The sequence below is a fragment of the Kutzneria sp. CA-103260 genome, from assembly GCF_018263855.1.
GTDB lineage: Bacteria > Actinomycetota > Actinomycetes > Mycobacteriales > Pseudonocardiaceae > Kutzneria.
The window spans coordinates 9,635,788-9,655,147 of record NZ_CP073318.1; the positions used below are offsets into that span (position 1 = coordinate 9,635,788).

Here is a 19,360-nt window from a genome sequence, read left to right on the forward strand (position 1 = left end):
CTCAGGCCATCAGCTCGGCGTAGCCGGGCTTGATCACCTCGTTGATCAGCGCCAGCCGCTCGTCGAAGCCGATGAAGGCGGACTTCATGGCGTTCACGGTGAACCACTGCAGGTCGGTCCAGCCGTAGCCGAAGGCCTCGTGCAGGGCGGCGAACTCGCTGGACATGGTGCAGCCGCTCATCAACCGGTTGTCCGTGTTGACGGTCACTCGGAACCGCAGGTCGGTGAGCAGGCCGATGGGGTGCTCGGCGATCGACTTGGCCGCGCCGGTCTGCACGTTGGACGACGGGCACATCTCCAGCGGGATGCGCTTGTCCCGGACGAAGCCGGCCAGCCGTCCGATGTGGACGGAGCCGTCGGCGTCCTGGGTGATGTCGTCCACGATGCGCACGCCGTGGCCGAGCCGGTCGGTGCCGCAGTGCTGGATGGCCTCCCAGATCGACGGCAGTCCGAACGCCTCGCCGGCGTGGATGGTGAAGTGGGCGTTCTGCTGGCGCAGGTACTCGAAGGCGTCCAGGCCGCGGGTGGGCGGGAAGCCGGCCTCGGGCCCGGCGATGTCGAAGCCGACCACGCCGGCGTCGCGGTAGCGCACGGCCAGCTCGGCGATCCGCAGCCAGCCCTCGTTCTGCCGCATCGCGCACAGCAGCGTGCCGATCCGGATCTTGTTGCCGGTGTTGCGCTCGCCCAGCCGGAAGCCCTCCTGCACGGCCTCCACGACCTGCTCCAGGGACAGGCCGCTGGGCAGGAACAGCTCGGGGGCGTACCGGACCTCGGCGTAGACGACGCCGTCGGCGGCCAGGTCCTCGGCCGCCTCCGCGGCCACCCGGACCAGGGCCTGCTCGGACTGCATCACGCCACAGGTGTGGGCGAAGGTCTCCAGGTAGCGCACGAGCGAGCCGGAGTCGGCGGCGTCTCTGAACCAGGCGCCCAGGGCTTCGGGATTAGTGGTGGGGAGTTCCGGGTAGCCGATCGTGTCGGCCAGTTCGATCACTGTCTGGGGCCGCAACCCGCCGTCCAGGTGGTCGTGCAGGAGCACCTTGGGGGCGCGGCGGATCGCCTCGGGGGTCATCGGCGTAGGCATTGCGACACGGTACCTGTAGTGCGGCGTGTTCCCAGCCGGCGCGATCTTGGGGCGCTATGATCATCGACGGTGTTAGCCGAGCCGGTGAAATCCACCCTCTCGTATGGCGGCCCCCGCTGACGGGTGGTATGTCGACCACGGTCTGCCACCGAGTCGGGGTATGGCATCACTCAAACAGGGGATCTTTGGTTTCAGTCAGCAACAGAATGAAGATCGATTAGGTCCCACGCGGCCGTGGGCGTGCTCCGAACGACCCAAATCAGGGCACGGCTGCGTCAAGATCCGTGGGGCCGGTTCGTGTCGCCGTGAGTAGCTGGCTAGAGTCGCTGAGTCTCCCCATCCCCATGGACGAAGGCGCCAGCCGTGAACGAGAACAACAACTCCACGATGTCCTTCGATCGGATGCGCAACATGCTCACGCGCGCCGCGGAGATTCGTGAGAGCGAACAGCAGCAGATCTTCGACGCGCTCGACGAGATCCACGCGCGGATGTCCCCGCTCGAATCGCTGGGTTCCGTTCGCAAGCGCCTGTCGGAGCTGCCGGACCGCACCGAGGTCAGCGTGCTGGCCGAACGTCTCGACGAGGCCCTGGCCAAGCTGGAGGCGCAGGACGGCGCCATCGCCGAGCTGGGCCGCGCGCTGGAGGGCGTGGTCGACAAGCTGGCCAAGCCGTTCGCGCAGCTGGACGGCCGGCTGGACGGCGTCGGCGGCCGCTTCGAGGGCGTCGCCGGCCGGATGGACGGCCTCGAGGACAAGCTGACCCACATCCACAAGCGCCTCGACGACGTCGACGGCCACCTGGACAAGCAGGACGGCAAGGCCGACGCGCTGCCCGGTGTGCTGCACGCCCCGATCCGCGAGCGCCTCGAGGCGCTGGAGACCGCCCTGCGCAGCCGCATCGACGAGGTCGACGAGGGCGTGCACGAGCACCTCGACGGCACCAAGGAGGCGCTGCAGCGCTCCGTCGTCGAGTCCGGCGACGGCGTCCGGGCGAGCATCGGCGACTCCCGGGCCGCCCTGGAGAGCAAGCTGGGCGACTCGCGCGCCGCGCTGGAGAGCAGCCTGAGCGACTCTCGCGCCCTGCTGGAGAACAAGCTGGCCGAGGTGCACGGCACGGTGAACGACCGGATCAGCGCCACGCACGACTCCGTGCACGCCAAGCTGGACGACCTCATGTCCCGCCCGGCCGTCGACCCGACCGACCGGCTGGAGGCCCTGGCCCGCCGCCTGGACCAGGTCTCCACCCGCCTCGACGAGATCGACACCCGCGTCGACGCCGTCGGCACCGGCGTTGGCGACCGCATCGGCGACCTGGCCGGCACCGTCTCCAACGGCCTGCAGGACGTGCACGGCACCCTGTCGGCCCGTCCCGACGCCGACCGCCTGGTCTCTCTGGTCCGTGGGGCCAACGAGGAGTCCGAGCGGCGCAACGCCAGCCAGCTGGACGAGGCCATGGCCACCTTCGCCGAGCTCATCCTCGGCGGCGGCGCGCCCACCCCGCCCCCGCCGCCCACCGCGCTGCCCCGTCCGCAGCGCCGGGCCCGGGCTCCGAAGAACGCCATCGCCAACAAGGGCGACAAGGTGGACATCGACGGCATCGACCTGGCCGCCGAAGGCGCCTGATCTCGTGAGCTAGAACAGGCCCGGGGTGAGACCGCTCACCTCGGGCCTCTTCTGTATCGGTAGTGAGTCGTAAAATCCAACTCAGCAGGTGAACGAGCTTTGCTGAGGAGGAGTCATGAGGGACGCCGTCATCGTCGACGCAGTGCGGACACCGATCGGCAAGGGCAAGCCGGGCGGCGCGCTGTCCGGCGTGCATCCCGTCGACCTGCACGCGCACGCCATCCGGTCGCTGATCGAGCGCACCGGCATCGACCCGGCCGCGGTCGACGACGTGATCAGCGGCGCCGTCGGCCAGATCGGGGAGCAGAGCGGCAACACGGCCCGCTGGGCCGCGCTCTCGGCGGGGCTGCCGGAGTCAGTGCCGGCGGTGACCGTCGACCGGCAGTGCGGCAGCAGCCAGCAGGCCATCCACTTCGCCGCGCAGGGCGTCATCGCCGGCGCGTACGACGTGGTGATCGCCTCCGGCATCGAGTCCATGAGCCGGATCCCGATCGGCAGCCAGGCCGCCGGCCAGGACTTCCTCGGCCCCGGCGTCGCCGCCCGTTACCCGGAAGGCCTCGTGCCGCAGGGCATCAGCGCCGAACTGATCGCCCAGCGCTGGAACCTGTCCCGCGCGCAGCTGGACGCCTTCGCCGCCGAGAGCCACCGCCGGGCCGCCACCGCGTGGTCCGAGGGCCGGTTCGCCGCCGAGGTCGCGCCGATCAAGGTGAACGCCGTCGAGGTCAACGGGGACGAGACCATCCGCCCCAGCACCACCCCCGAGGTGCTGGCCGGACTCCGCCCGCGTTCAAGTCCGACTTCTGGCAGCAGCGCTTCCCCGACCTGGACTGGCGGGTCACCGCCGGCAACTCCAGCCCGATCAACGACGGCTCGGCCGCCGTGCTGATCACCAGCAGCGAGACGGCCTTGAAGCTGGGCCTCAAGCCCCGCGCCCGGCTGCACTCCTTCGCCGTCGTCGGCGACGACCCGCTCTACATGCTCACCGGCGTCATCCCGGCCACCCGCAAGGTGCTGGACCGGGCCGGCCTCACCCTCGCCGACATCGACGCCTTCGAGGTCAACGAGGCGTTCGCCAGCGTCGTGCTGGCCTGGCAGGCCGAGACCGGCGCCGACCTGGGCAAGGTGAACGTCAACGGCGGCGCCACCGCCATCGGCCACCCGCTCGGCGCCAGCGGCGCCCGCCTGATGACCACCCTGCTCGGCGTCCTGGAGCAGACCGGCGGCCGCTACGGCCTGCAGACCATGTGCGAGGCCGGCGGCCTGGCCAACGCCACCATCATCGAACGCCTGTGAGCAGGCGTCAGCGCGAAAGTTCGGTCAGCGACACGTCGATCGGGAACGGGACCGACGTCTTCAACCGATCGTGGAAGATCCCGGTCAGCGTGTAGCTGCGAGTCGCAGGATCCAGCTCGTAGACGTAGACGACTGGCCGGCCGCTGTCGTTCTCGATGCGCCAGAAGTGCCGAAGCCCGGCCTCCGCGTACCGTCGGGGCTTGGTCTCCCGGTCCCGGATCTCCGAGGACTTGGAGACCACCTCGACGACGAGGAGCACATCGTCAGGTGTGTAGTAGGTGCGATCCAGGTCGGTCGCGGCGCTGGCGGACACTACGGAGACATCGGGGCATGGACGTTGCCTCTCGCCGAGAATGATGTCCATCTCGCGGGTGGCAGTGAGCTCGTCCGGAGCTTGGCGTTCCAGCTCATCGCACAGACGCTGAACCACTCGTCGGTGAAACTCCGTCTGCGGACTCATGACGATGAGCTCTCCATCGATCAGCTCGATGTGCTTGAGCGCATCGAGCTCGCCATAGGGGCCGTCCAGGTTGAGCTGATCGAGATCAGCAGCAGTCCAGCCATCTGGCGGCACATACGGCCACTGGAGTCCGACGGTCACCGTTCCAGGGTAGCCGCCATGACGCGAAGGGCCCGGCTGAATCCAACCGGGCCCTTCGCGTGGTTCGCTCACACACCCATCGGGTGCCAGACGGTCTTGGTCTCCAGCACGGCGCGCATCCGGCTGACGTCCGGTTCCCGCACCCAGTCCGGTTCACCACGGCCGGAGCGCACGAGCCGCTTCACGGTGCCGGCGGCGGCGCGCTCCAGGTCGGCCTTGACGGCATCCGGCGCGCCGGTCAGGTCCAGGGCGTTGACGTCGGCGTGGGCGGCGAGCCAGGGGGCGATCTCGGCGGTGCGGCCGGTGAGCACGTTGACCACGCCACCGGGCACGTCGGAGGTGGCCAGCACCTCGGACAGGGTGATCGCCGGCAGCGGCCGGTCCTGGCTGGCCACGACCACGCAGGTGCTGCCGGTGGCGATCACCGGGGCGACCACGCTGACCAGCCCGAGCAGCGACGACGCCTGCGGCGCGAGCACGGCGACCACGCCGGTGGGCTCGGGCACGCTGAACGAGAAGTACGGCCCGGCGACGGGATTGGACGCGCCGAACACGCTGGCGATCTTGTCGGTCCAGCCGGCATACCAGACCCAGCGGTCGATGGCGGCGTCCACGATGGCCTCGCCCCGCTTGGTGCCCTCGCTGGCCGAGACCTCGGCGACGAACTGCTCGCGCCGCCCCTCCAGCAGCTCGGCGACCCGGTACAGCACCTGGCCCCGGTTGTAGGCGGTCGCGCCGGACCAGCCGGGGAACGCCTTGCGGGCGGCCGCGACGGCGTCCCGGGCGTCCTTGCGCGAGCCCTGCGCGGCGTTGGCCAGGAAGCCGCCCCGTGAGTCGTTCACCGGATAGGACCGGCCGGACTCGGAACGCGGGAACGCGCCGCCGATGTAGAGCTTGTACGTCTTGGCGACGGAAATGCGGTCAGACATCGAGGTACGCCTCCAGCCCGGCGCGGCCGCCCTCGCGGCCGAAGCCCGACTCCTGGTAGCCGCCGAACGGCGCGGTCGGGTCGAAACGGTTGAACGTGTTGGCCCACACCACACCGGCCCGCATGCGCTGCGCCGCCCACAGGATGCGCGAGCCCTTCTCGGTCCAGATGCCGGCGGACAGCCCGTACGGGGTGTTGTTGGCCTTGGCCACCGCCTCGTCCGGGGTGCGGAAGGTCAGCACCGACAGCACCGGCCCGAAGATCTCCTCGCGGGCGATCCGCATCGACTGCTGCACGTCGGAGAACACCGTGGGGGCGAAGAAGAATCCCTTCTCCGGCACCGGACACGGGCTGGTCCAGCGCTGGGCCCCCTCGGCGTCGCCGGCCGCCGCCAGCTCCTGGATCTTCTCCAGCTGGGCCCGGGAGTTGATCGCGCCCACGTCGGTGTTCTTGTCCAGCGAGTCGCCGACCCGCAGCGTGGACACCCGGTGCCGCAGCTTCTCCAGCAGCTCGTCGGCGATCGACTCCTGCACCAGCAGCCGCGAGCCGGCGCAGCAGACGTGCCCCTGGTTGAAGAAGATGCCGTTCACGATGCCCTCGACGGCCTGGTCCAGCGGCGCGTCGTCGAACACGATGTTGGCGGCCTTGCCGCCCAGCTCCAGGGTGAGCTTCTTGCCGGTGCCGGCCAGCGAGCGCTGGATCAGCTTGCCGACCTCGGTGGACCCGGTGAACGCGACCTTGTCGATGCCGGCGTGGTTGACCAGCTCCGAGCCCACGTCGCCGGCGCCGGGCAGGATGTTCACCACGCCCGGCGGCAGGTCGGCCTGCTGGCAGATCTCGGCCAGCACCAGCGCGGTCAGCGGCGTGGTCTCGGCCGGCTTGAGCACGACGGTGTTGCCGCAGGCCAGCGCCGGCGCGATCTTCCAGGCCGCCATCAGCAGCGGGAAGTTCCACGGGATGACCTGGCCGGCCACGCCCAGCGGCCGCGGGTCCGGCCCGAAGCCGGCGTAGCCCAGCTTGTCGGCCCAGCCCGCGTGGTAGAAGAAATGCGCGGCGGCCGTCGGCACGTCGACGTCCCGCGACTCCTTGATCGGCTTGCCGTTGTCCAGGCTCTCCAGCACGGCGAGCTCCCGCGCGCGCTCCTGGATTAGCCGGGCGACGCGGAAGATGTACTTGGCCCGCTCGGCGCCGGGCATCTTGCCCCACACCCGCTCGTGGGCCCGGCGCGCGGCCTTGACCGCGGTGTCCACATCGGCCGGCGAGGCCGTGCTGACCTCGGCCAGCACCTCCTCGGTGGCCGGGTTGACCGTCTTGAGCGGCTCGCCCGAGCCCTCGACGAACTTGCCGTCGACGAACATGCGGTAGGCCGGCTTCAGGTTCGCGATGTCCCGCGACTCGGGCGCGGGCGCGTACTCCCAGTTGCTCATTGTCAGTCCACCGTCACGTAGTCCGGGCCGCTGTAGTGGCCCTCCAGCTGGGTGCGCCGCTGCATCAACAAGTCGTTGAGCAGGCTGGACGCGCCGAAACGGAACAGCGTAGGGGTCAGCCACTGCTCCCCGGCGACCTCGTGCACCGCGACCAGGTAGCGGATCGCGTCCTTGGTGGTGCGGATGCCGCCGGCGGGCTTCACGCCGCGCAGCTCGCCGGTGCGGTCGTGCCAGTCGCGGACCGCCTGCAGCATCACGTGCGTGACGGGCAGCGTCGCGGCGGGGGAGACCTTGCCGGTCGAGGTCTTGATGAAGTCGCCGCCGGCCAGCAGGGCCAGCCAGGACGCCCGGCGCACGTTGTCGTACGTCGAGAGCTCGCCGGTCTCCAGGATCACCTTGAGGTGCGCGTCCCCGCAGGCCGCCTTGATCGCGACGATCTCGTCGTAGACCTGGCCGTAGCGGCCGGACAGGAACGCGCCGCGGTCGATGACCATGTCGATCTCGGTGGCGCCGGCCTGCACGGCCATCTCGGTGTCGGCGAGCTTCACCGCGCGGTTGGACCGGCCGGACGGGAACGCGGTCGCGACGCTGGCCACGCCGACCCCGCTGTCGCCGACGCCGGCCACGGCGGTCGCGACCATGTCCGGGTACACGCAGACGGCTCCGACGTGCGGCACGTCCGCGTACTCGGGATCGGGTCGACGGGCCTTGGCGGCCAGGGTCCGGACCTTGCCAGGCGTGTCGGCGCCCTCCAGGGTGGTCAGGTCGACCATGGAGATCGCGGTGTCGATGGCCCACAGCTTCGAGGCCTTCTTGATGCTGCGTGTGGCGAGGTTGGCCGCACGCTGTTCGACGCCGACCTGGTCGACCCCGGGCAGTCCGTGCAGGAAGCGTCGTAGTGACGCGTCATCGCGCGTGACCTCCGACAACTCTGTCTGAGAAGGGGCTGACATGGGATCGAGTCTAAGTGGCACTTGCGTGCGTATGTCTCCTGAGACGTGAGGAGACCGCCGTGACATTGACCCCCGAAGAGGTGCGTGAAGTCGTCTTCAACCCGCCGCCGCCGGGGCGACGGGCTTACCACCCGGGGGAGGTGGACGACTTCGTGGACCGCATCGAGGCAACGATGCGCGGCCTGGACAGTCTCACCGGCCAGGACGTCAACAAGGTCAAGTTCCACAAGCCGCCGGCCGGCGAGGACGGCTACTTCGACTACGAGGTCGACCAGTTCCTGGCGCTGGCCGCCGAGGCGCTGGGCTGCGGCTACGACATCGACGAGGTCGACGCCTTCCTGGACCGGGTGGTCGGCGCGCTGCACGGCACCGACCGGCTCACCGTCGACGAGGTCCGGCAGGCGCGGTTCAGTCGGGCCGCCGCCACCGCCGACGGCTACAACGAGGACGGTGTCGACGCCTTCCTGCTCATCGTGGCCAAGGTGCTGGAACGGCTCGGCGGCCGGCCGCGCACCCTCACCGCCGACGACATCGTCACCGTCGGCTTCCACACCGCCAGCCCCGGCGACCGCGGCTACGACGAGGACGAGGTCGACCACTTCCTCGACAAGGTCGAGGCCACCCTGCGCGGCCGCGGCCGCCTCACCGCCGCCCAGGTCCGCGAGGTCACCTTCGGCGAGGCGCTGATCGAGGGCGAGGGCTACGACCAGGACGAGGTCGACACCTTCCTCGACATCATCGAGGCCCAGCTGTCCACACCCACCCTCATCCCCGCGAGTCCCGCTTAGCCCTCACCCCGAATGTGTGAATCAGGCCGCGGGTGTCCCTCGTTGGCGGGACACCACAACGGTTTCACCCGCCTGGCCCGCGGCAGTGGATCTACCCTGATCCGAACACTGGGACAACTCCAGGAGTCGTCATGGTTAACGTGGTGGCTTTGACGCTGGACGACGGCGACAACGTGCTGGTCGAGGTGGACGGCGGTCTGGACCGCTCCGGTTCCCTCGTCATCGAGGCCGGCGGGGCGCTGCGCGAGGCGCTGGAGAAGGTCCGGCCCACACTTCAGGCCGCGCTGGCCAACCTGCGCAACGGCGCCGAGCCGCCCACGGACGTGACCATCCAGTTCGGGTTCACGGTCACCGGCGGCACGTCGTCGGAGGCGCGGTGCACGATCACCGCGAGCTGGGCGGCCTGAAACTCGTAATTCAGTTGCCGGAGAGCGGGACTCGCGGGGGTCAGCCGGGGATTTGGCGGCGGTCGGACTTGCGGGGCTTGCGGCGCACCTCCACGGCCCCCATCAGAGCCAGGCCGGTGATGCGCAGCACCGGTGAGCCGGGCACGCCCGGGCCGTCGGCGCCGCGCTGGAACTCGCCCATGATGCCGACGCCGTCGATCCGCACGGTCAGCTCCGGCGGCACGATGATCTTGACGCCGGCCATGATCGCGGTCGCGGTGATGGTGCACTCGGCCGACTCGAAGCTGGCCTCCCGCAGATCCAGCCGCACCTCGCCCCAGAACGCCGAGGCCGCGTAGGACGCCGGCACCACCCACTGCCCGCTGCGCACCGACTGGCTCATGATGGCCACCGAGTTCGACGACGTGACCATGCCGCCGACCGCCGGCGCGAACTGGCTCGGCTGAGCCACCGCCGGCACCGGCGCCGGCATCGGGGTCTGCACGTCCGGCAGGTCACGGGTGAACGGCACCAGCTCGCCGAAGGTTTTCGCCTGGTAGAGCCCGGCCAGCCGCTCGTCCAGTTCGCTGACGGTCAGCCGACCCTCGGACATCGCTTTGTGCAGCACCTGCGCCACCCGCTCACGGTCGGCGTCCGAGGCCCGCATGGACATGGGGTCAGGCTGCTCGCTCACGACCAGCAGCCTAGGACCCCGCGCTACCGCCCCGCCCGGGAATTGCCGGAAGGCCCGTTCGGCGGCCGGCGCGGCACCGGCCGCCGCAGCCGGCGCAGCGTGCACACCCAGCAGCGGCACGGCACCGCGACGCATCCCGAATCCGCCATGCCGCACCGCCCAACACGTTCGTTTCCCGACGACAAGGACATCGCCGCCGGTCCTGTGAACGCTACGTGAACAGGCCCTGGCCCCAGTGCTGGCCGTCCGTGACCCCGGGCGGGCACGCGAACAGGCCGCTGCCGATGTGCTGGATGTACTCGTTGAGCGCGTCCCCGGACAACGCCTTCTGCACGGTCACGAACTGGTGCGGATCCTTCATGAACGCGATGAAGAACAGCCCGCCCAGCAGGTTGCCGGTGCTGTCGATGCCGTCGGTGAACGAGTAGCCCCGCCGCAGCAGGTGGATGCCGCCGTTGTGCTCCGGCGAGGCGAGCCGGATGTGCGCGTCGTCGGGGATGTCGCTGCTGCCGAGGTTGGGCGTGTCGAACTCGCCGGCCCCGCCCAGCGGCGCGCCGCTGGCCTTGTAGCGCCCGAACACGTTCTGCTGGTCGGCCAGGTAGTCCCGGTCCCAGTTCTCGATGAACATCCGGATCCGCCGAGCCACCAGGTAGCTGCCGCCGCGCAGCCACGGCTGGTCGGTCTCGGCGCCGACCCACACGTTCTGGTCGATCAGGTCCGTCTGCTCCGCGCGCAGATTTCGAGTGCCGTCCTTGAAACCCATCAGGTTGCGGGGCGTGGCCTGCGCGCTCGACGTCGACGCCGTGCGGCCGAAACCGAGCTGCATCCAGCGCAGCACAACGATTCCCGCCCCGAGCCGGGCCAGGTTGCGCACCGCGTGGAAGGTCACCTGCGGGTCGTCCGCGCACGCCTGCACGCACAGATCCCCGCCCGTGTAGGCGGGATCCAGCTGCTCCGGCACGAGTTTCGGCAACGGGGCCAGGGCCGCCGGCTTCTTGGCCGCCAGCCCGAACCGGTCGTCGAACAACGACGGCCCGAAGCCGATCGTCACGGTCAGGTTGCCGGGCTTGAGGCCGTCGGCCTCGCCGGTGTCGGCCGGCGGGGCCTGCAAGTCCGTCTCGCCACCGGGCACCAGGTCGCCCCTGGTCATCGACTCGGCCGCGGTGGTCCAGGTCTTGAGCAGCGCCACCAGTTCGTTGCGGTCCTTGGTGACCACGTCGAACGCCGCGAACGTGAGCCGGTCCTGTTGCGGCGTGATGATGCCGGCCTGGTGGTCGGCCCGGAACGGCACGATCTGGGTGGTGTTCTCGGCGTCGAGGGCCGACGCCGAGGCGTCGGCCGCGACCAGGCCGCCGATGCCGAGCGCGCCCAGCCCCGAGAACAGCGCCCGGCGGGACACTCCCGCGGTCATTGCGTGACCTTCGCGGCCACCTGCGACATGGCCTCGCCCAACGCGTTCACGGCCTGGGACAACACCTTCTGCTGGTCCTTGGTCACGGTCGAGTAGTCCACGTAACCGGTGTTGAGGTAGCCCGGGCTCTGCTCGTACGGCTTGAGCGCCGTCTCCACCGCCGCGTCCCGGTCCTGCACGGTCTTGGCCAGGTCGGGCGCGCTCTTCTGCAGCGCCGGCAGCAGGACGTTGAACGCCTCCATCGAGCCGTCCAGGTTGGCCTTGAAGTCCAGCAGGTCGATGTGCGAGTACCGCTCCTCCTCGCCGGTGACCTTGGTCTTCTGGATCTCGTCGACCAGCTCGGTGGCGCCGTTGGCGATCTCGGCCGGCTGGTAGGCCGCCTTGGCCACCAACTGCTGCAGCGAGGTCACGTTCTTGACCAGCTCGTCGGCCACCGGGCCCATGCCGTCCAGCTTCTTGGTCTCGAAGATGGCCTGCTCGATCTTGTGGAAGCCCTTGAAGTCGGCCGGGTTGTCGAAGTCGTCGACCCGGCCGTCGATGTTCTTGTCCAGGTCGCCCCAGATCTCGGCGACCGGCTCGACCTTCTCGTAGAACACGCGGGCCTGGCCGTAGGCGATGCCCGACTTGGTCAGGTCGCCCGACTTCACCGCGTCGGCGAACGCCTGGGTGCCGGTGACCAGCTGGTTGACCTGGTCCACGATCCACTTCCCGTAGTCGGTGGTCGCGGTGACCAGTGTCGGGTTGTCCTTCCAGGACTTGGCCGCGTCGCCGGTCACGTGGAAGTCCCAGTGCTCCTGCTTGGCCCCCGGGCAGTAGATCTGGTAGTCGCCCTTGGCCAGTTCCAGGGAGAAGCCGCCGTCCAGGCCGGGCGTGAGGTTCTCCTGCTCGCCGAGCATCTGGCCGCCGGACAGCAGCTCCGCCTCAGTGACGGCGCCCGCGTCCTTGTTGGACACCTTGAAGTTGACCGCGCCGCTGGAGATCGACGTGGGCGAGGGCTGGCAGCCGTCGGCCGTCAGCGTCACCGCGACGTCGCCACCCTGGCCGGCCGGGGCGTTCGACGGCGCGTTCCCACTGGTGGTGCTGCCCCCACATGCGGTGAGGGCCAGGGTCGCCGCTGCCGCGATCGCGGCCAGGCCGATGGTGGTTCTCACGAGTTCGTCGCTCCAATCAGCTTCTTCTTCGTGGCCGTGCGCGGCCACAACACGTAGGCGAGCATCGGCACCGCGTAGACGAGCCAGCCCGTCACCTCGGTCACCGTCGGGTAGGGCTGCACTCCGAGGACCCCGCTGAACAGCGAGTACAGCGGCGTGCCCTGCACCACCAGCCAGGACAGGTCCAGCGCCCGCTGCTGGCCGAACGAGATCCAGTGCGCCTCGAAGGCCGTGTGCAGCGTGGACATCACCAGGCCGGCGGCGACGATCACCAGCACGATGCCGGTGATCCGGAAGAACCGGCTCAGGTTGAGCCGCACGCCGCCCTTGTAGATGCCGTACCCGATCGCGGCGGCGACCAGGATGCCCAGCACGGCGCCCAGGAAGGACAGCGTGGCGTTGCCGCTGGCCTGGGTCAGCGCCAGCAGGAACACCGCCGTCTCGAAGCCCTCCCGCAGCACCGCCAGGAACGCCATGCCGACCAGCGCCGTCGTCGAGCCCTGGGCCAGCGCGCTGGCGGCGGCGCCCTCGAGCTCCTTCTTCAGGCCGCGGGAGTGCTTGGCCATCCACAGCACCATGTACGTGACCATCACCACGGCCAGCGCGCCGACCACGGTCTCCAGCGACTCCTGGCCCTGCTGGGGCAGCTCCTGGGACACCACGCGGAGCACGACGCCGATCACGACGCACAGCGCGACGGCGATGCCCACGCCGATCCAGACCTGGCGCAGCGCATCCTTACGGCCCTGCTGGGCCAGGAACGCGGCGATGATCCCGACGATCAACGCGGCCTCTAGGCCCTCACGCAGTCCGATCACGAATGTGGGCAGCATCGAGTCTCCTGGTCAGGCGTGCCTTACCTGCAAGTAAGGCGAGGCTATCTAAAACACCCTGTGGCGCACTGTCAACCAGATGGGGGACCTGTCACGCGGAAGCCGGACATCCGGCGGCTAACGTGACCACCCATGGACGTCCTCGTCGTCGATCACCCGTTGGCCAGGGCCCGCCTGACCACCATGCGGGACGCGCGCACCGACAGCGCCGCGTTCCGGGCCGCCCTGCACGAGCTCACCGTGATGCTCGTCTACGAGGCGACCCGGGAGGCCCCGGTGGCCACCGAGCGCATCCACACGCCGGTGGCCCGGACCGACGGCTACCGGCTGAGCAACCCGCCGCTGCTGGTGCCGGTGCTGCGGGCCGGGCTGGGCATGGCCGACCAGGCGCACAAGCTGATCCCGGACGCCCAGATGGGATTCGTCGGGCTGGCTCGCGACGAGGAGACGCTGCAGCCCACGCCGTACATGGAGTCGCTGCCGGAGAGCCTGGCCGGGCGGCCGGTGCTGGTGCTGGACCCGATGCTGGCCACCGGCGGGTCGATGGTGCACACCATCAACCTGCTCACCGAGCGTGGCGCCACCGACGTGACCGCCGTATGCGCGCTGGCCGCACCCGAGGGCATTCGCCGCCTGGAGGAGTCCGGGCTGCCGGTGCGGGTGGTGACCGCCAGCATCGACGAGCGGCTCAACGAGTCCGGCTTCATCGTCCCCGGCCTCGGCGACGCCGGCGACCGTCAGTACGGCTCCGTCTAGCAAACGTTTACTTCTAACGGTTGCCAGTTTTTCGGCTGCGTCTTTCGAGTGTCCAGACTGGTCTAGACCTTGACGAAGGGTGGTCTGGACCACATCATTTCGAGTGCGAGGCCCGGGGAGGTCACGTGGCGGCCACTTCCCCGGGCCTCGTGTCGTGTCGGGACTCCGGGTTGTTCTCGACGCCGGCTCGGCTGAGCCGCCAGCCGTTCACCAGGGCCCGTACCGCCCGTTCGTAGGCCGGCCCCATCTGCTCGCCGCCCGGCATGTTGCCCTGGAGTTCCAGCGACATCAGGCCGTGCGTCAGGCCCCAGGCGCTGACCGCGATCACTTCTGGCCGCTCGTCGACGTAGACGCCGGCCTCGACGCCCCGCCGCGCCGTGTCGTAGAGGATCGCGAACGCGTTGGCCGAGACCTCGGCCAGCAGCTCGTACTGGTGTAGGTGGGCGCGGGCCGCGTCGGTGAACAGCAGCGTGTAAAGGTGCGGCTGGGCCAGCGCGTACCGGCGATAGGCCAGTCCGAGCTGGATGAGGTCCTCGACCGGATCGTCCGACGTCGCGGCGGCCCGCAGCTCCCGCTCGAAGCCCTCGAACGCCTCCAGGTAAACGGTTCTGATCAGGCCGGGCTTGCCGCCGAACAGCGAGTACACCGCCGTCGTCGAGGTGTGCACGTCGGCGGCCAACTTGCGCAGGCTCAGCGCGTCCACCCCGTCCGTGGAGATCAGTTCCGCCGCGCAGGCCAGTAGCCGCCCGCGCAGGGCGTCGTCGTGGGTCTTCGGTCGTGGCACTTGACGAGTGTAACCGAAACGCTGTTTTATAACATTGTCACAAAATAGCGGAAGGGGAGTGGCCATGGTCTCCGACGGGCGGTGGACGGCCCGGCTGCCCGAGCGGGGCGCCGTGGTGTTCCTGCTCGGCATGCGGTTCAACAAGCCGTGGCGGGTGGACCGGTGGTGGCCGGCGGTCCGGGCCCTGCCGCGCATGATCGCCCACCTCGGCAAGCACCCTGAGCTGGGCTTTCTCGGCGGGCACTCGTGGTTCGGCCGGACCACCGTGCTGGTGTCGTACTGGCGCAGCGCCGACGATCTGGTCGACTTCGTCTCGGCCCGGTCCGGGCCGCACCTGGCGGCGTGGCAGGCCTACGACCGCGCCGTCGGCGCCGACGGGACCGTCGGCAGCTGGCACGAGACCTACCTGCTGCGGCCCGGCCAGTTCGAGTCCGTCTGCGCCGACATGCCGGCGTTCGGGCTCGCCGCCGCGTACCGCCACGAGCGGCTGGCCGACGCTGGACCGGCCTGATACCACATTGGTACCGTGACGGCGTGGCGATGACCCTGCGTCTGAGCGATGAGGAGAACCGCCAGCTCGACGAGCTGGCGGCCGCCGAGGGGCGCTCCAAACAGGAGATCATGCGCCTCGCGCTGGCCGAACGCTGGGCCCGGCTGCAGAAGGAGGAGCAGCTCGGCGAGGTGCTCGGCCGGGTGCTGCCGCGCTACCAGGGGCTGCTCGACCGCCTCGGCTCGGCCTGAGTGACCGAATACCTGGACGCCGGCGACCTGCTCGTGCTGGCCACCGCCGTCACCGGCGGCGACCTCGTGGTGCGGGACCTCGGTCTGCTCGACGCCGCCGCCTATCGGCCGCGGGCCACCGTGCTCGGTGTCGAGGCCTACGCCACCCTCTGGCTCAAGGCCGCCGCCGTGCTCCATTCCGTCGTCCGCACCCGGCCGCTGGCCGAGGGCAACTGGCGCCTCGGCTGGGTGGCCGCCGTCGCCCTCTGTGACATCAACGGCTGGTGGATCGACGCCGACGAGGACGAGGCCCTCGGCGTGGTCCGCGCCGTCGCCCACAACCGCCTCGACGTCGTCGACCTGGCCACCCGCTTCGAGTCGTGGGCGCTGCCGAAGTCCTGACCTCAGTGGCTCGCCTGCGCCACCCGCTCGATCTCGGCGTACCGCTGCGCCCAGAACGCCGCGTCCCGCCCCGGGGCCGACGTCCGGCCGTCCAGCTGCTCCCGCAGGATGTCCGCGTGCCCCGCGTGGCGGTTGGTCTCGGTCAGCACGTTGAACAGCTTCACCTCGGGCCTCGGCCATCACGGCACGTGCCCAGGCGCGTCCACGGCGAGGGCCTCGATCGTCGCGTCCGAGTGCTCCCACACCCGGCGATAGCGCCCGATGATCTCCACCCGCGTCTCGTCCTCGGCCGCCCACATGTCCAGGCCACGGGCCCCGAGGTCGTCCCACCGCGGCAGCGCCTCCGGGAACGGCCGGCCGAACACCTCGCCGAAGCACCGCGACTCACTGAGCGTCAGGTGCTTGACCAGGCCCAGCAGGTTGGTCCCGGTCGAGGTCAGGGGCCGCCGCACGTCGTACTCGGACAGCCCGTCGAGCCGCCCCACCATCTCCTCGCGGACTTCCCGCAGGTCGCCGTGCAGATACCGCTTCGCGAAGTCGTCGATCACCGGTCCAGGCTGCCAGAGCGTGATGGCAAGCGTTTGCGTCACGCCGACGGGCCTCAGCGCTTGACCTGGAGTGCACTCCAGCTTCTACGGTCAATGGCGTGACATACTCGATCGCCCAGGCAGCGGAACGAAGCGGGTTGTCCATCGACACCCTCCGCTACTACGAACGAATCGGGCTGGTCGATCCACCGGCCCGGGACTCCGGGGGACGTCGCTCGTACTCCGACGACGACCTCGGCTGGCTGGAGTTCCTCACCAAACTGCGCACGACCGGGATGCCGATCCGGCTGATGCGCGAGTACGCCCAGCTGCGGCGCAAGGGGCTGGCCACCGCGGGCCGCCGCAAGCAGCTGCTCTACGACCACCGGACCGACGTCCGGCAGCGCATCGCCGAGCTCCAGGCGTGCCTGGCCATTCTCGACTACAAGATCACCAACTACGCCGAGGTCGAGGCCAAGCTGGCCGGCGTGACCCTGGTGCAGGAGGCGTCGGCGTGACGCTGGCGGCGAGGCGGCTCGGCGAGCTGGCGGTCGGGGCCCAGGGACTCGGCTGCATGGGCATGAGCCAGTCCTACGGGCAGGGCGACGAGACGGAGTCGGTCGCGACGGTCCACCGCGCGATCGAGCTGGGCGTCACCCTGTTCGACACGGCCGACCAGTACGGCCGGGGCGCCAACGAGGAGCTGCTCGGACGAGCCCTCAAGGGACGGCGTGACCAGGTGGCGATCGCGACGAAGTTCGGGTTCGTGCCTGGTGACGGCGGTGGCCTCGCGGTACGCGGCGACGCGGCTTACGTGCACGAGGCGGTCAACAGGTCGTTGAGCCGGCTCAATGTCGACCACATTGATCTCTACTACCAGCACCGGGTCGATCCGAACGTGCCGATCGAGGAGACGGTCGGTGCGATGGCCGAGCTGGTGCAGGCGGGCAAGGTCCGTCACCTGGGCCTGTCGGAGGCCGGTGCGGAGACGATCCGCAGGGCCCACGCCGTGCACCCGATCACCGCGCTGCAGAGCGAGTGGTCGCTGTGGACCAGGGACATCGAGGCGGAGATCCTGCCGGCCTGCCGTGAGCTGGGCATCGGCATCGTGCCGTTCTCGCCGCTCGGCCGCGGTTTCCTGACGGGCAGCGTCACCTCGGTCGACAACCTCGCCGCCGACGACATGCGGCGCACCCTGCCGCGGTTCGCCGGCGAGAACTTCGACCAGAACCTCGCGATCGTCGACCGGCTCAACGCGCTGGCCGCCGAGCGCGGCGTCACGGCCGGTCAGCTGGCCCTGGCCTGGGTGCAGCGGCAGGGCGAGGACGTGGTGCCGATCCCGGGCACCAAGCGGCGCAAGTACCTCGAAGAGAACGTCGCCGCGGCGCAGCTGGAGCTGGCCGCGCACGACCTGGCGGCGATCGCCGCGACCGCGCCGGCCGACGCGGTCTCGGGTGACCGGTACCGCCCCGAAATGCAGAAACTCGTCGGACGCTGATAAGGAGAATGATGGAATCGCGCAAGCTCGGCGACCTCGAGGTGTCCGCGCAGGGCCTCGGTTGCATGGGGATGAGCGAGTTCTACGGACAGGGCGACGACACGGAGTCGATCGCGACCATCCACCGCGCGATCGACCTCGGCGTCACCTTCCTCGACACCGCCGACATGTACGGCATCGGCGCGAACGAGAAGCTGGTCGGACAGGCCCTCAAGGACCGCCGCGACCAGGTCGTGCTGGCCACCAAGTTCGGTTTCGTGCGTGACCCCGACGACCCGAACGTGCGTGGTGTCCGCGGCGACGCGGCCTACGTGCGTGAGGCTGTGGACAAGTCGCTGGCCCGGCTCGGTGTCGACCACATCGACCTGTACTACCAGCACCGGGTCGATCCGAACGTGCCGATCGAGGAGACGGTCGGTGCGATGGCCGAGCTGGTGCAGGCCGGCAAGGTCCGCCACCTCGGGCTGTCGGAGGCCGGTGCGGAGACGATCCGCCGGGCCCACGCCGTGCACCCGATCACCGCGCTGCAGACGGAGTGGTCCCTGTGGTCGCGTGACATCGAGGACGCGATCGCGCCGACCTGCCGTGAGCTGGGCATCGGCATCGTGGCGTACTCGCCGCTCGGCCGTGGCTTCCTCACCGGCCGCTTCACCTCGACCGACAGCTTCGGCGAGGGTGACTTCCGCGTCGTTGGCCAGCCGCGGTTCAGCGAGGAGAACCTGGCCAAGAACCAGGCGATCGTCGAGGCGCTGAAGGCCGTCGCCGCCGAGCGCGGCGTCACGCCCGGTCAGCTGGCCCTGGCTTGGGTGCAGCACCGCGGCCAGGACGTGGTGCCGATCCCGGGCACCAAGCGGATCAAGTACCTGGAGGAGAACGTCGCCGCGGCCGCGCTCGCGCTGACCGCCGACGACCTCGCCGCCATCGAGGCCGCCGTCCCGCTGGACGCCGTCGCCGGCGCGCGCTACCCCGAGGCGCGGATGGGCTCGATCGGCAAGTGACCTGACACAGAAGCCGCCGGCCATCACACGGCCGGCGGCTTTGTCATGCCATCAGGCCGGCGGCCACCGTCGCCCCGAGCTCCCAGCACGCCTGTAGGTCCTCCTTCGACGGTGTCGCCGTGACCAGCACGTGCTCGGTGACGCGTGTCCAGCCCAGTCCCTTGGTGATGCCCTCCACGCTGCGCACGGCGCCGGACATGTCGCTGTTGCCGTGCACGTACAAGCCGTACGGGCGACCCTGCGTCGCGTCCAGGCACGGGTAGTAGACGAGATCGAAGAACACCTTCAACGCGCCCGACATGTACCCCAGTGAGGCCGGGGTGCCGAGGAGGACGCCGTCGGCCGCCAGCACGTCGACGGCGGTGGCGGCGAGCGCGGGTTTGCGCACGACCTCGACGCCCTCGATCTCGGGCGTTGTGGCTCCGGCCACAGTCGCCTCGAACATCGCCTGGAGATTGGGCGAGGGAGTGTGGTGCACGATCAGCAGTCGGGGCACCCCTACGACG

General features: G+C 70.0%; 21 protein-coding genes and 2 pseudogenes. 11 read left to right on the forward strand and 12 right to left on the reverse strand.

Translation table 11 applies throughout. The features are described from left to right. Nucleotide 1: 1 nt before the first annotated feature. Entirely contained in the window at nucleotides 2-1,081 is a 1,080-nt protein-coding gene (locus JJ691_RS43035; protein WP_211765176.1) for an adenosine deaminase, read from the reverse strand. Nucleotides 1,082-1,444: 363 nt separating this feature from the next. Between JJ691_RS43035 and JJ691_RS43040 the strand changes: the two genes are divergently transcribed. Then, on the forward strand, nucleotides 1,445-2,704 hold the full coding sequence (locus tag JJ691_RS43040; protein WP_305874433.1) for a hypothetical protein: 1,260 nt from the start codon (nucleotides 1,445-1,447) through the stop codon (nucleotides 2,702-2,704). 115 nt (nucleotides 2,705-2,819) lie between these two features. Then, nucleotides 2,820-3,997, forward strand: a pseudogene (locus JJ691_RS43045) (thiolase family protein). Nucleotides 3,998-4,004: 7 nt separating this feature from the next. Here the strand turns inward: JJ691_RS43045 and JJ691_RS43050 are convergent. From JJ691_RS43050 to deoC, 4 genes are all read right to left on the reverse strand, one after another. Continuing rightward, on the reverse strand, nucleotides 4,005-4,598 hold the full coding sequence (locus tag JJ691_RS43050) for a Uma2 family endonuclease (protein WP_211765177.1): 594 nt from the start codon (nucleotides 4,596-4,598) through the stop codon (nucleotides 4,005-4,007). A gap of 68 nt (nucleotides 4,599-4,666) precedes the next feature. Next, nucleotides 4,667-5,527: an aldehyde dehydrogenase family protein gene (locus tag JJ691_RS43055; RefSeq protein ID WP_211765178.1), complete on the reverse strand. Its 861-nt coding sequence runs from the start codon at nucleotides 5,525-5,527 to the stop codon at nucleotides 4,667-4,669. Then, nucleotides 5,520-6,953 (reverse strand): aldehyde dehydrogenase family protein, encoded by a 1,434-nt coding sequence (locus JJ691_RS43060; protein WP_211765179.1) that lies wholly within the window; start codon nucleotides 6,951-6,953, stop codon nucleotides 5,520-5,522. Before JJ691_RS43060 ends, JJ691_RS43055 begins: the two co-directional genes overlap by 8 nt. 2 nt (nucleotides 6,954-6,955) lie before the next feature. Continuing rightward, nucleotides 6,956-7,906 carry a deoxyribose-phosphate aldolase gene (gene deoC / locus JJ691_RS43065; protein ID WP_211765180.1) on the reverse strand — a complete coding sequence of 317 codons (951 nt, stop codon included), beginning with the start codon at nucleotides 7,904-7,906 and terminating at the stop codon, nucleotides 6,956-6,958. Nucleotides 7,907-7,965: 59 nt separating this feature from the next. On the opposite strand from deoC, the gene JJ691_RS43070 reads away from it, so the two are divergent. Then, nucleotides 7,966-8,694, forward strand: a complete 729-nt coding sequence (locus JJ691_RS43070; protein WP_211765181.1) for a DivIVA domain-containing protein — start codon at nucleotides 7,966-7,968, stop codon at nucleotides 8,692-8,694. A 131-nt stretch (nucleotides 8,695-8,825) separates the two neighbouring features. After that, complete coding sequence (locus JJ691_RS43075; RefSeq protein ID WP_211765182.1) at nucleotides 8,826-9,101, forward strand: CU044_2847 family protein; 276 nt, start codon at nucleotides 8,826-8,828, stop codon at nucleotides 9,099-9,101. Between the two features lie 40 nt (nucleotides 9,102-9,141). Here the strand turns inward: JJ691_RS43075 and JJ691_RS43080 are convergent, their stop codons facing one another. From JJ691_RS43080 to efeU, 4 genes are all read right to left on the reverse strand, one after another. Continuing rightward, nucleotides 9,142-9,774: a DUF1707 SHOCT-like domain-containing protein gene (locus JJ691_RS43080; RefSeq protein WP_211765183.1), complete on the reverse strand. Its 633-nt coding sequence runs from the start codon at nucleotides 9,772-9,774 to the stop codon at nucleotides 9,142-9,144. Between the two features lie 211 nt (nucleotides 9,775-9,985). Beyond that, nucleotides 9,986-11,185 (reverse strand): iron uptake transporter deferrochelatase/peroxidase subunit, encoded by a 1,200-nt coding sequence (gene efeB / locus JJ691_RS43085; RefSeq protein WP_211765184.1) that lies wholly within the window; start codon nucleotides 11,183-11,185, stop codon nucleotides 9,986-9,988. Next, nucleotides 11,182-12,336 carry an iron uptake system protein EfeO gene (efeO, locus tag JJ691_RS43090; protein WP_211765185.1) on the reverse strand — a complete coding sequence of 385 codons (1,155 nt, stop codon included), beginning with the start codon at nucleotides 12,334-12,336 and terminating at the stop codon, nucleotides 11,182-11,184. Before efeO ends, efeB begins: the two co-directional genes overlap by 4 nt. After that, nucleotides 12,333-13,169, reverse strand: a complete 837-nt coding sequence (gene efeU / locus JJ691_RS43095) for an iron uptake transporter permease EfeU (protein WP_211765186.1) — start codon at nucleotides 13,167-13,169, stop codon at nucleotides 12,333-12,335. Before efeU ends, efeO begins: the two co-directional genes overlap by 4 nt. A gap of 132 nt (nucleotides 13,170-13,301) precedes the next feature. Here efeU and upp point away from each other — a divergent pair, with 132 nt between their 5' ends. Continuing rightward, entirely contained in the window at nucleotides 13,302-13,925 is a 624-nt protein-coding gene (upp, locus tag JJ691_RS43100; RefSeq protein WP_211765187.1) for a uracil phosphoribosyltransferase, read from the forward strand. A 121-nt stretch (nucleotides 13,926-14,046) separates the two neighbouring features. On the opposite strand, the gene JJ691_RS43105 is transcribed toward upp, so the two are convergent. Next, nucleotides 14,047-14,709, reverse strand: coding sequence for a TetR/AcrR family transcriptional regulator (locus tag JJ691_RS43105; protein ID WP_211765188.1), 663 nt, complete (start codon nucleotides 14,707-14,709; stop codon nucleotides 14,047-14,049). A 64-nt stretch (nucleotides 14,710-14,773) separates the two neighbouring features. Here JJ691_RS43105 and JJ691_RS43110 point away from each other — a divergent pair, with 64 nt between their 5' ends. The 3 genes from JJ691_RS43110 to JJ691_RS43120 are packed head-to-tail and all read left to right on the forward strand — an operon-like array spanning nucleotide 14,774 to nucleotide 15,831. Further along, nucleotides 14,774-15,220, forward strand: a complete 447-nt coding sequence (locus JJ691_RS43110) for a DUF4188 domain-containing protein (RefSeq protein WP_211765189.1) — start codon at nucleotides 14,774-14,776, stop codon at nucleotides 15,218-15,220. 29 nt (nucleotides 15,221-15,249) lie between these two features. Next, nucleotides 15,250-15,450 carry a CopG family transcriptional regulator gene (locus JJ691_RS43115; protein ID WP_249227387.1) on the forward strand — a complete coding sequence of 67 codons (201 nt, stop codon included), beginning with the start codon at nucleotides 15,250-15,252 and terminating at the stop codon, nucleotides 15,448-15,450. Beyond that, nucleotides 15,451-15,831 carry a type II toxin-antitoxin system death-on-curing family toxin gene (locus tag JJ691_RS43120; RefSeq protein WP_211765191.1) on the forward strand — a complete coding sequence of 127 codons (381 nt, stop codon included), beginning with the start codon at nucleotides 15,451-15,453 and terminating at the stop codon, nucleotides 15,829-15,831. A 2-nt stretch (nucleotides 15,832-15,833) separates the two neighbouring features. Here JJ691_RS43120 and JJ691_RS43125 read toward each other — a convergent pair. Continuing rightward, nucleotides 15,834-16,379, reverse strand: a pseudogene (locus JJ691_RS43125) (DinB family protein). Nucleotides 16,380-16,477: 98 nt separating this feature from the next. Here JJ691_RS43125 and JJ691_RS43130 point away from each other — a divergent pair. The 3 genes from JJ691_RS43130 to JJ691_RS43140 are packed head-to-tail and all read left to right on the forward strand — an operon-like array spanning nucleotide 16,478 to nucleotide 18,854. Then, on the forward strand, nucleotides 16,478-16,876 hold the full coding sequence (locus JJ691_RS43130; protein WP_211765192.1) for a MerR family transcriptional regulator: 399 nt from the start codon (nucleotides 16,478-16,480) through the stop codon (nucleotides 16,874-16,876). A gap of 56 nt (nucleotides 16,877-16,932) precedes the next feature. After that, nucleotides 16,933-17,856: an aldo/keto reductase gene (locus tag JJ691_RS43135; RefSeq protein WP_211772081.1), complete on the forward strand. Its 924-nt coding sequence runs from the start codon at nucleotides 16,933-16,935 to the stop codon at nucleotides 17,854-17,856. A gap of 8 nt (nucleotides 17,857-17,864) precedes the next feature. After that, nucleotides 17,865-18,854: an aldo/keto reductase gene (locus JJ691_RS43140; protein WP_211765193.1), complete on the forward strand. Its 990-nt coding sequence runs from the start codon at nucleotides 17,865-17,867 to the stop codon at nucleotides 18,852-18,854. Between the two features lie 43 nt (nucleotides 18,855-18,897). Here the strand turns inward: JJ691_RS43140 and JJ691_RS43145 are convergent, their stop codons facing one another. Continuing rightward, entirely contained in the window at nucleotides 18,898-19,350 is a 453-nt protein-coding gene (locus JJ691_RS43145) for a flavodoxin family protein (RefSeq protein ID WP_211765194.1), read from the reverse strand. Nucleotides 19,351-19,360 lie beyond the last annotated feature (10 nt).

Bases quoted from the DNA above. Each gene is read 5' to 3' on its own strand.
- JJ691_RS43035 (WP_211765176.1), bottom strand. From the start codon at position 1,081: ATGCCTACGCCGATGACCCCCGAGGCGATCCGCCGCGCCCCCAAGGTG.
- JJ691_RS43055 (WP_211765178.1), bottom strand. From the start codon at position 5,527: ATGTCTGACCGCATTTCCGTCGCCAAGACGTACAAGCTCTACATCGGC.
- JJ691_RS43060 (WP_211765179.1), bottom strand. From the start codon at position 6,953: ATGAGCAACTGGGAGTACGCGCCCGCGCCCGAGTCGCGGGACATCGCG.
- deoC (WP_211765180.1), bottom strand. From the start codon at position 7,906: ATGTCAGCCCCTTCTCAGACAGAGTTGTCGGAGGTCACGCGCGATGAC.
- JJ691_RS43075 (WP_211765182.1), top strand. From the start codon at position 8,826: ATGGTTAACGTGGTGGCTTTGACGCTGGACGACGGCGACAACGTGCTG.
- efeB (WP_211765184.1), bottom strand. From the start codon at position 11,185: ATGACCGCGGGAGTGTCCCGCCGGGCGCTGTTCTCGGGGCTGGGCGCG.
- efeU (WP_211765186.1), bottom strand. From the start codon at position 13,169: ATGCTGCCCACATTCGTGATCGGACTGCGTGAGGGCCTAGAGGCCGCG.
- upp (WP_211765187.1), top strand. From the start codon at position 13,302: ATGGACGTCCTCGTCGTCGATCACCCGTTGGCCAGGGCCCGCCTGACC.
- JJ691_RS43110 (WP_211765189.1), top strand. From the start codon at position 14,774: ATGGTCTCCGACGGGCGGTGGACGGCCCGGCTGCCCGAGCGGGGCGCC.
- JJ691_RS43115 (WP_249227387.1), top strand. From the start codon at position 15,250: ATGACCCTGCGTCTGAGCGATGAGGAGAACCGCCAGCTCGACGAGCTG.
- JJ691_RS43135 (WP_211772081.1), top strand. From the start codon at position 16,933: ATGGGCATGAGCCAGTCCTACGGGCAGGGCGACGAGACGGAGTCGGTC.
- JJ691_RS43140 (WP_211765193.1), top strand. From the start codon at position 17,865: ATGATGGAATCGCGCAAGCTCGGCGACCTCGAGGTGTCCGCGCAGGGC.